Genomic DNA, 7,702 nt, shown 5'->3' on the forward strand with positions numbered 1-7,702 from the left:
TCAGGCCTCCTCGATTTGTTGCCGGCTGATGCGGCTCGACGCAATCTGCTCGAGCATCGAGATCAGTTCACGCGCCCGCTTGTCGGATGTGTGCTGGTCCATGGTGCGCTCATAGGCGCGCAGGGCCATGCGCCTGAGCTCGGCATCCGGCATCGCGAGTGCGGCAAGCGCGTCGTGCTCGTCGCGTGCGATCAGGATCTCTTCTCCGGGCGCGAAGAAGTCCGCTATTCCGGGCCAGTCGTCGCTCAGCAGCGGGGCACCGCAGGCCGCGGCCTCGAACAGCCGGCCGGACGGGCACCAGCCCATCTCCGCCATGGCCCGGCGGGTGACGTTGAGGGTCAGCCGCGATGAGGCAAAGAACGGCGCGTGCTCGGACGGCGGCAGGTGCCGCACGAAATAAATGTTGGGCGACCATGGGAAATCGTCCGGGTACTGCGCGCCGCCGATCAGGAAGCGGAGATCCTGGCGCGCCCGCGCGGGCGCAACGAAAAGCGCCTCGAGCGTGTGCTGGCGGTCTTCGGAGTAGGTGCCGAGATAGGACAAATCGGCGCGATAATGCGGCTGCGGCGCGACCGGATGGTGGATGTCTGTGTCGACATGCCCATAAAGCGGCCGCGTGTCGCGCGCGCCGAGCCTGTTGCGGAATTCGTCCGCAACGTGAGGCCCGCCGGTAAAGCTGAGCACCAGCGCGAAGTCCCGCAGGCCGCGCGGGCCGATATAGGGAACGGCCTCGCCGGCGATGAGCCTTGCCAGCGTGACCGGAGTATCGAGGTCGTAGAACACGGGAACGGCACGATCCTCAGCAAGGATCAGCTCGGTCGCGGCGATCGCATCGGGGCAATAGGAGGTCACGATCGCAACGTCGGCGTCACGGACCTCCGCGCTTGCCGCCTGCCGCACATCGTCCCAGTTCGCGAACAGTCGGAGCGCGCCGCCCGGCAGCTCGTAGAGATCCCGGGCACCGGAATAATAGGGCACGTCGCGCTCGAAGAAGACGACGCTGTGTCCCGAACGCGCGAGATGCTTGCAGAGGCCGCGCCACAAGGTGGCGTGACCGTTGCCCCAGGAAGACGAGATTGTCAGGCCGAAGATGACGATCTTCACGCCGGCACCCGCTGGTTGATCCCGGTGATCTTCATGCCCCTTCTGTCGGCGCGGAGCGTGCTGATGCTGGCAGGATCGATCTCGATCGAAAGAAACTGATCGAGCGGCATGCGCGAATAGTGCAGCAGCGCGGCACGGATCGGCTCGGCGTGGCTGACGAGGACGACCGCGTCGAGATTGCGGTCGCCGCGCAGCTGCTCCAGATGAGCGACCATGCGGTTCTGAAGCGACCGCATGCTCTCGCCGCCGGGCGGGCGGCTGGTGCCGCGTCGCCCATTCCAGCGCGACCATCGGGGATCCGGCGCCAGCTCGTCGAACGATCGCCCGGTCCATTCGCCATAATCGAGTTCGTCGAGGGCAGGAACGATCTCGACCGGCAGCCTGAAATGCGCCGCGAGGATGCATGCCGACTGCATACAGCGCCGTTGCGGGCTGGACTGAATGAGCGATGGCCGCGCCGCGATGGTGCCGGCACAGCGCGCCATTTCCTCACAGCCGAGATCGTCGAGCGCGACGCCTTTCATCCGGCCGCACAGGATGCGGCCGAGCAGGGCATGATGACCGTGGCGGACGAGATGGATGATCCCAGCCATCACGCAAACGCCTTGTCGTCGATGAAGGCGCGCGTCCGCCGTCCGGCCTCCTCGTCGGTGAACTGCTGCGGCGGCGATTTCATGAAATAGCTCGAAGGGCCGGTCAGCGCTCCGGCCTGGCCGCGGTCCATGGCGAGCTTGGCACAGCGCACCGCGTCGATCACGACGCCCGCCGAATTCGGGGAGTCCCAGACCTCGAGCTTGACCTCGGCGCTCAGGGGAACGCCGCCAAAGGTCGTTCCCTCCAGGCGGATGAAGGCGAGCTTGCGATCGGTGAGCCACGGCACGTGGTCGCTCGGTCCGACATGGATGTTGTCGGGGTCCATGGGGACGTCGAACTGGCTGGTCACGGCCTGGGTCTTGGAGATCTTCTTCGAGGCCAGCCGCTCCCGCTCGAGCATGTTCTTGAAATCGGTGTTGCCGCCGACATTGAGCTGGTAGGTGCGGTCGAGCCGCACCCCGCGCTCGCGGAACAGGTTAGCGAGCACGCGATGCAGGATGGTGGCACCGACCTGGCTCTTGATGTCGTCGCCGACGATCGGCAGGCCGGCCTCCTCGAAGCGGCGCCGCCATTCGGGATTGGAGGCGATGAAGACCGGAATGCAATTGACGTAGCCGCAGCCGGCCTCGATGGCGCGCGCCGCATACCATTCGCTGGCGCGCTGCGAGCCGACCGGAAGATAGGAGACCAGAACGTCGGTGCGGGACATCGCCAGCACTTCGGACACGTCGGCCTCCGGCACGTCCGCAATCGGAACGTCGTCGGTGAGATAATGCCCGATGCCGTCCAGGACCGGTCCGCGCTGCACGATCACGCCTGTCGGCGCGACGTCGGAGAAACGGTGCGTGTTGTTGGGCGAGGCGAAGATCGCATCGGCGACGTCGCGGCCGACCTTGTTGGCGTTGACGTCGAACGCCGAAGCGATCTGGATATCGCTGATATGGTAACCGCCGAGATCCGCGTTCATTAGCCCCGGGACCGGCTCGTTCGACTTGGCGTTCCGGTAGTAGGTGAGGCCCTGGACGAAGGAGCTCGCGCAATTGCCGACGCCGACGAGTCCGACGCGCACGCGGCGCCTGTGTTGGAGACGAGAATGCATGGAATGAAGCCCTCCGGAAGCATGCGGCGTCGGTGCAAGAGTCGGTGTAAGTACGTCGGCGAACGTGTGGAAGGTATGTTCGTTCCTGGGAAGGAGATGCGAGCGGCACGCCGTGGGCCGATTCATCGCGACAAAATGCGACGCGCTTAACATGGGATAAAGTCCCGTACCGCCAGCTCGGAACGAACGACTTTCATGATGAAGATGAAGAAGATGATGCTCGCCTCACGCGGACCGTTTCGTATCTGCCGCGAAGAACCAATCACTGCGGCCCGCGTTTGTCGGCCAATGGTTCGATGCGTGCGGCGTTCATCGCCCGCCTAGTGAACGAGGTGTGACATGACATCCAAGGCACAGAACAGCGAAGCCCACGAGACCACCGATCACAACGTCATCCAGAAATGGGCCGAAGAACGCGGCGGGAAGCCGGCGACCGTGAAGGCGACGGAGGAGGGTGGCCACGCCGGAATCCTGCGTATTGATTTCGATCCGCCGGATGAAGCGTTGGATCGCATCAGCTGGGATGCGTTCTTCGAGAAGTTCGATGAAGCCGGCATCGCGTTCCTGCATCAGGATCGAACCAAGGACGGCAAGCTCAGTCGATTCCACAAGTTCGTGCGACATTAGCGACCGCGCGACATGGCGGGCGGCTGGGCGGAAGCGATCAGGGCGGGCGATTTTGGGCGCGCCTGGCGGATCAACGATCGAGATTTGCTGGAGATCGCGCATCCGCCGAAGCACACTGGCCCGCGTCACCTCCAGCGGATCTGGCGCGGCGAGGAGCTGAGGGATAAGCACGTGCTGGTGCGCTGCTATCACGGACTCGGCGACACCATCCAGTTCCTGCGCTTCATGAAGCCGCTTCGCGCGATTGCGCGCAGCGTCACCCTGTGGTGTCAACCCGAGCTGCTGCCGATGGTCGAGGGGGCAGCGGGCGTCGATCGCGCCATCCCGCTGCATGATGGTGCGCCCGAGAGCGCTTTCGAGGTCGACATCGAGATCATGGAGGTGCCGCACGCTATCAGAGCGCGCCGCGATGAGGTCGAGATGCGCGTTCCCTACCTGATGCTCCCTCCTGTTGCCGTACAACCGCTTCGGCTGCAAAGTCTGGCCGTCGGCCTGGTCTGGAAAGTCGGTGAGTGGGACAAGCGGCGGGAGGTTCCGGCCGTCTTGCTGCGCAATCTCGCAGAACCCGGCGTGACGCTCCATTCGCTTCAGCGCGGGACGAGCACCGAAGAGCTCGCGGCGATCGGGGCGCGGGACATCAGCACGCCTGATATCGTCGCTCTCGGCCATCGCCTGCGGCAGCTCGATCTCGTCGTCTGTGTCGACACCATGATCGCACACCTTGCGGGCGCGCTCGGATGCGAGGCCTGGGTCTTGCTGCATGCCGATTGCGACTGGCGCTGGCCCCAATCCGGTTCGCGTTCGTTCTGGTACCCGAGCCTGCGGCTGTTTCATCAAACACGGCCGGGCGATTGGGTCGATGTCATCGCCGACGCCCGCAACGCGCTACGGGTGCGGCTCGAAGGAGGTCGAACGACCGCGGCGATGTGATTTCCAGACGTCCTTTCCAAGACATTGATGAGGAACGAGCGCCGCCCACGCGCTTTGGTGCAACGCCCTCGCAATGGAAAGACGCTCATGCAAAGTTCCGACGCCGGTGTGTCGACTGCCAGCCTGTCGCAGGTGACCGACGATATCTGGATCGTGAACGACAAGCCGATCAACGCCGCCGGCCTGCAACTGCCCGTACGGATGACTGTCATCCGCCTGTCGAACGGCGACCTCGTGCTGCATTCGCCGGTGAGATATTCGCCGGCTTTGCGCCAAGAGCTGGAGCGGCTGGGCACGATCAGATACCTGCTGGCGCCGAATATTGCGCACTGGATGTTCCTGCCAGAATGGCAAAGGCAGCTGCCGCAGGCCGCGGTCTTTGCTGCGCGCGGCCTTGCGGCGCGCGGGCAGGTGCGGGCGGCGGGCCTCCGCATCGATCGGGAGCTTGGAGACACGACGCCGGAGGAATGGGCCGCCGACCTCGAAACGGTGTCGGTGAATGCTCCGATGTTCTCGGAGGTCGAGCTGTTCGACAGGCGGAGCCGGACGCTGGTTCTGACCGATATCGTTCAGAACCTCGATCCCCACCACCTCAGCGCCGCGAATACAGCCGCGGCGAGCCTGCTCGGCATTGCCAAGCCGGGCGGGAAGGCCCCGATCTATCTGCGGCTGCTGCTCCGCCTTGGCGGCCGTTCGGCGCGGGCTGCGGGCGAGCGGCTCGTGAAGCTGGCTCCGGAGCGGGTGATCTTTGCGCATGGCGACTGGTTCGAAACACAGGGAACGGCACGCCTGCGGCGATCCCTGCGCTGGCTGCTTCCCGCGGACGTCTCGGGACGCGAGCACGGGCAGATGGTCGGCACGCGCGTCGTCATCACCGGCGCCTCCAGTGGAATCGGCCGCGCCGCGGCGCTGGCCTTTGCCCGCGAGGGCGCAAGCGTGGTCCTCGCCGCACGCCGCGGCGAGGTCTTGATGCGGCTTGCTGCGGATTGTGAGGCGCTCGGAGGCCGGGCCCTGGCCGTGCCAACCGACGTCACTGACGCGGAGGCGGTGCAGCGTCTGGCCGGTGCGGCGGATGAGGCCTTCGGCGGCATCGACGTCTGGATCAACAACGCCGGCACGGGCGTGTTCGGGGCCTATCAGGATGCCGACATCGCGCTTCATCGCCGGACCATCGAGGTCAATCTGCTCGGCACCATGCATGGCGCGTTCGCGGTGCTTCCGATCTTCCTTCGCCAGAACCGCGGTGTCCTGATCAACAACATCTCGCTCGGCGGCTGGGCGCCGACGCCCTTTGCCGCAGCCTACACCGCCAGCAAGTTCGGCCTGCGCGGCTTCACCGCAAGCTTGCGTCAGGAGCTCCGGGCTCATCCCGGCATTCACGTCTGTGGCGTTTTTCCGTCCATGGTCGATACGCCGGGCTTCGTCCACGGCGCCAACGTCTCCGGACGAAGGCTCGATCCTGGTCCGCTGCTTTATCAATCCGAAGATGTAGCCCAGACCCTCCTGCGCCTCGTCCGCGCGCCTCGTGACGAGATGGCCGTGGGGTGGCCGGCGCGCGCCGGGCAACTGGCCTATGCGGTTGCTCCTGAGATCACCGAGAATGTCATCGGAGCCGCATTCCGCTGGCTGCTGTCGCGCGCGCGTCCAGCAGCAAGGAACGAAGGGACCTTGCTCGAAGCGGGTCCGCAGGTCACGTCCGTCGACGGCGGCTGGCTGGTGCGGAAGCAGGTTCCGCCGGCCGCTGTGCTCAGCAAGGGGCTCGTGGTGCTCGGGATCGCTGCCGGCCTGGCATTCGCGGCATCGAGGGCGGGGCGTTACAGACCCCGCGCGAGGACGCGGCGGCGCCGCGCGTGAGTCCGCGGCAATCTCGCGCCGAGGACCGACGGGGATGCCCGCCCGCCGGACCGCAGATGGCTCCGACGCCGGAACGAAGCCCCGAGACCGCGCGTTCCTGCGGGAACACCCGAGGACCAGACGTTGCCGCGCTATCATTTTGATTTGGTGGATTCTGAAACCGTAGCCGACGAGGGAGGTGCCGATTTGCCGGACGACATCAAGGCTCTGGATGTCGCCGAAGAGATTGCGCGGCGCCTGCTCGAGGAGCGTCCCGAGCTTAAGGGCCGCCACTTCTCGATCCTCGTCACGAACGAGGATGGTGAGGAAATCGGCCGGATGCCGCTGGATGTAGTGCACTGAAGCCGTGATCTGACATGACGTTCATGATTGGGGTGATCGCCGACACGCATGGACTGCTGAGGCCCGAGGCGAAGCGCTGCCTCGCCGGCGTCTCGCACATCATCCACGCCGGCGACATCGGCGCCCAGGCGGTGATGGACGGGCTTTGCCGCATCGCACCCGTCACCGCGATCAGGGGAAATGTCGACCGGGGCACGTGGGCTGAACGCTTTCCCGAAACACAAACGCTGCGCCTCGGCGGCCGCAGCTTCCACGTCCTGCACGACCTCAACGAGCTGACGATCGATCCTGCCGAGCTCGGGATCGATGTCGTGGTCTCAGGGCATTCCCACCGCGCGCGGATCGAGACCGCCAACGGCGTGCTTTATCTGAATCCAGGCAGCGCAGGGAAGCGCCGCTTCAAGCTGCCGATTACGCTGGCAACGCTGGAACTGCACTCCGGCGGGCCGCTGCGGCCGGTCATTCACGATCTCGACACGCCAGCAGGCCTCCGCTGCTAGTGCGTCTTCGATTTCTGCCACCGCTCCAGATCCAGCGGCGGCCGTTCCGGATCGATTTGTTCCTTCTCGGGATTGCCTTGCCAGGGCTTATTCGTCTGCCGGTGCGTCGGCATATCGGTCTTCCGGCGCGGATCGTCGAGCGGTGTCTCTCGCGGATCGGTTTCAGGTTCAGTGGCCTTTGGCATGTGTTTCCCCGTCGAGTGTTTCCCTGCGAGCTCGCACGATGGCGCTGCGGCAGCACCTTCTGATCAACCCGGGACGCAGCGCGGTTGTTCCCTGTCTCGCGCTGCGGCGATCGGCGCAGGAACGACCCCTGCGACAACTCATTGTTCTATTTCGACATTGCGAACCATCGACACAGGAGCAGCACATGTCAAAGATGCCTCCAGTCCCCGAAGAACAGCGGAGCAACAAGGGACCCGGTTCCGATCCGGCCGTCGAGCCGACAGAACGGGAGCCGGGCCGCGAGAATTTCGATACCCAGGGCCGCCACGGCAACATCAAGCAGAACACGACCAACCAGGGCTACCAGCAGGATCGATGATGCTCGACCTCAACAGATGCACCAAGAGACAGTCGATGAGCAGGACAGGTCTGGTGCTGCTCGCCGTGCTGGCGACCGCCTCCGCCGGTGCGGCATTCGGGCAGGGAG

The 7,702-nt window shown here is 65.3% G+C and carries 10 protein-coding genes; 6 read left to right on the plus strand and 4 right to left on the minus strand.

Going from position 1 to position 7,702, the window contains the following annotated elements:
- Genes I6F09_RS14280 through I6F09_RS14290 form a run of 3 tightly spaced genes read right to left on the minus strand, consistent with a single transcriptional unit; the run spans nt 1 to nt 2,797 of the window.
- Nucleotides 1-1,104 (minus strand): glycosyltransferase, encoded by a 1,104-nt coding sequence (locus I6F09_RS14280; RefSeq protein WP_225149759.1) that lies wholly within the window; start codon nt 1,102-1,104, stop codon nt 1-3.
- A complete protein-coding gene (locus tag I6F09_RS14285) occupies nt 1,101-1,697 on the minus strand; it encodes a histidine phosphatase family protein (RefSeq protein WP_225149758.1) in 597 nt (198 codons plus the stop codon). Before I6F09_RS14285 ends, I6F09_RS14280 begins: the two co-directional genes overlap by 4 nt.
- Nucleotides 1,697-2,797, minus strand: a complete 1,101-nt coding sequence (locus tag I6F09_RS14290; protein WP_225186216.1) for an inositol-3-phosphate synthase — start codon at nt 2,795-2,797, stop codon at nt 1,697-1,699. Before I6F09_RS14290 ends, I6F09_RS14285 begins: the two co-directional genes overlap by 1 nt.
- A gap of 339 nt (nt 2,798-3,136) precedes the next feature.
- Between I6F09_RS14290 and I6F09_RS14295 the strand changes: the two genes are divergently transcribed.
- The 5 genes from I6F09_RS14295 (at nt 3,137) to I6F09_RS14315 (ending at nt 7,050) form a co-directional block, all read left to right on the plus strand.
- Complete coding sequence (locus tag I6F09_RS14295) at nt 3,137-3,424, plus strand: hypothetical protein (RefSeq protein WP_057029924.1); 288 nt, start codon at nt 3,137-3,139, stop codon at nt 3,422-3,424.
- 12 nt (nt 3,425-3,436) lie between these two features.
- Nucleotides 3,437-4,354 (plus strand): hypothetical protein, encoded by a 918-nt coding sequence (locus tag I6F09_RS14300; protein ID WP_225188327.1) that lies wholly within the window; start codon nt 3,437-3,439, stop codon nt 4,352-4,354.
- A gap of 87 nt (nt 4,355-4,441) precedes the next feature.
- A complete protein-coding gene (locus I6F09_RS14305; RefSeq protein WP_225188328.1) occupies nt 4,442-6,208 on the plus strand; it encodes an SDR family oxidoreductase in 1,767 nt (588 codons plus the stop codon).
- 123 nt (nt 6,209-6,331) lie between these two features.
- The gene (locus I6F09_RS14310) at nt 6,332-6,550 is read left to right on the plus strand and encodes a hypothetical protein (RefSeq protein ID WP_057029921.1); all 219 of its coding nucleotides are present in this window, start codon (nt 6,332-6,334) and stop codon (nt 6,548-6,550) included.
- A gap of 14 nt (nt 6,551-6,564) precedes the next feature.
- Nucleotides 6,565-7,050 (plus strand): metallophosphoesterase family protein, encoded by a 486-nt coding sequence (locus I6F09_RS14315; RefSeq protein ID WP_225188329.1) that lies wholly within the window; start codon nt 6,565-6,567, stop codon nt 7,048-7,050.
- Here the strand turns inward: I6F09_RS14315 and I6F09_RS14320 are convergent.
- Entirely contained in the window at nt 7,047-7,235 is a 189-nt protein-coding gene (locus I6F09_RS14320; RefSeq protein ID WP_036023690.1) for a hypothetical protein, read from the minus strand. The genes I6F09_RS14315 and I6F09_RS14320 overlap by 4 nt on opposite strands.
- Before the next feature lie 185 nt (nt 7,236-7,420).
- Here I6F09_RS14320 and I6F09_RS14325 point away from each other — a divergent pair, with 185 nt between their 5' ends.
- Nucleotides 7,421-7,594, plus strand: a complete 174-nt coding sequence (locus tag I6F09_RS14325) for a hypothetical protein (protein WP_192893250.1) — start codon at nt 7,421-7,423, stop codon at nt 7,592-7,594.
- Nucleotides 7,595-7,702 lie beyond the last annotated feature (108 nt).

The organism is Bradyrhizobium sp. IC3195 (assembly GCF_020193585.1).
Lineage (GTDB): Bacteria > Pseudomonadota > Alphaproteobacteria > Rhizobiales > Xanthobacteraceae > Bradyrhizobium > Bradyrhizobium yuanmingense.

Coding starts and splice junctions, on each gene's coding strand:
- I6F09_RS14295 (WP_057029924.1), top strand. CDS start 3,137: ATGACATCCAAGGCACAGAACAGCGAAGCCCACGAGACCACCGATCAC.
- I6F09_RS14290 (WP_225186216.1), bottom strand. CDS start 2,797: ATGCATTCTCGTCTCCAACACAGGCGCCGCGTGCGCGTCGGACTCGTC.
- I6F09_RS14325 (WP_192893250.1), top strand. CDS start 7,421: ATGTCAAAGATGCCTCCAGTCCCCGAAGAACAGCGGAGCAACAAGGGA.
- I6F09_RS14285 (WP_225149758.1), bottom strand. CDS start 1,697: ATGGCTGGGATCATCCATCTCGTCCGCCACGGTCATCATGCCCTGCTC.
- I6F09_RS14315 (WP_225188329.1), top strand. CDS start 6,565: ATGACGTTCATGATTGGGGTGATCGCCGACACGCATGGACTGCTGAGG.
- I6F09_RS14305 (WP_225188328.1), top strand. CDS start 4,442: ATGCAAAGTTCCGACGCCGGTGTGTCGACTGCCAGCCTGTCGCAGGTG.
- I6F09_RS14320 (WP_036023690.1), bottom strand. CDS start 7,235: ATGCCAAAGGCCACTGAACCTGAAACCGATCCGCGAGAGACACCGCTC.
- I6F09_RS14300 (WP_225188327.1), top strand. CDS start 3,437: ATGGCGGGCGGCTGGGCGGAAGCGATCAGGGCGGGCGATTTTGGGCGC.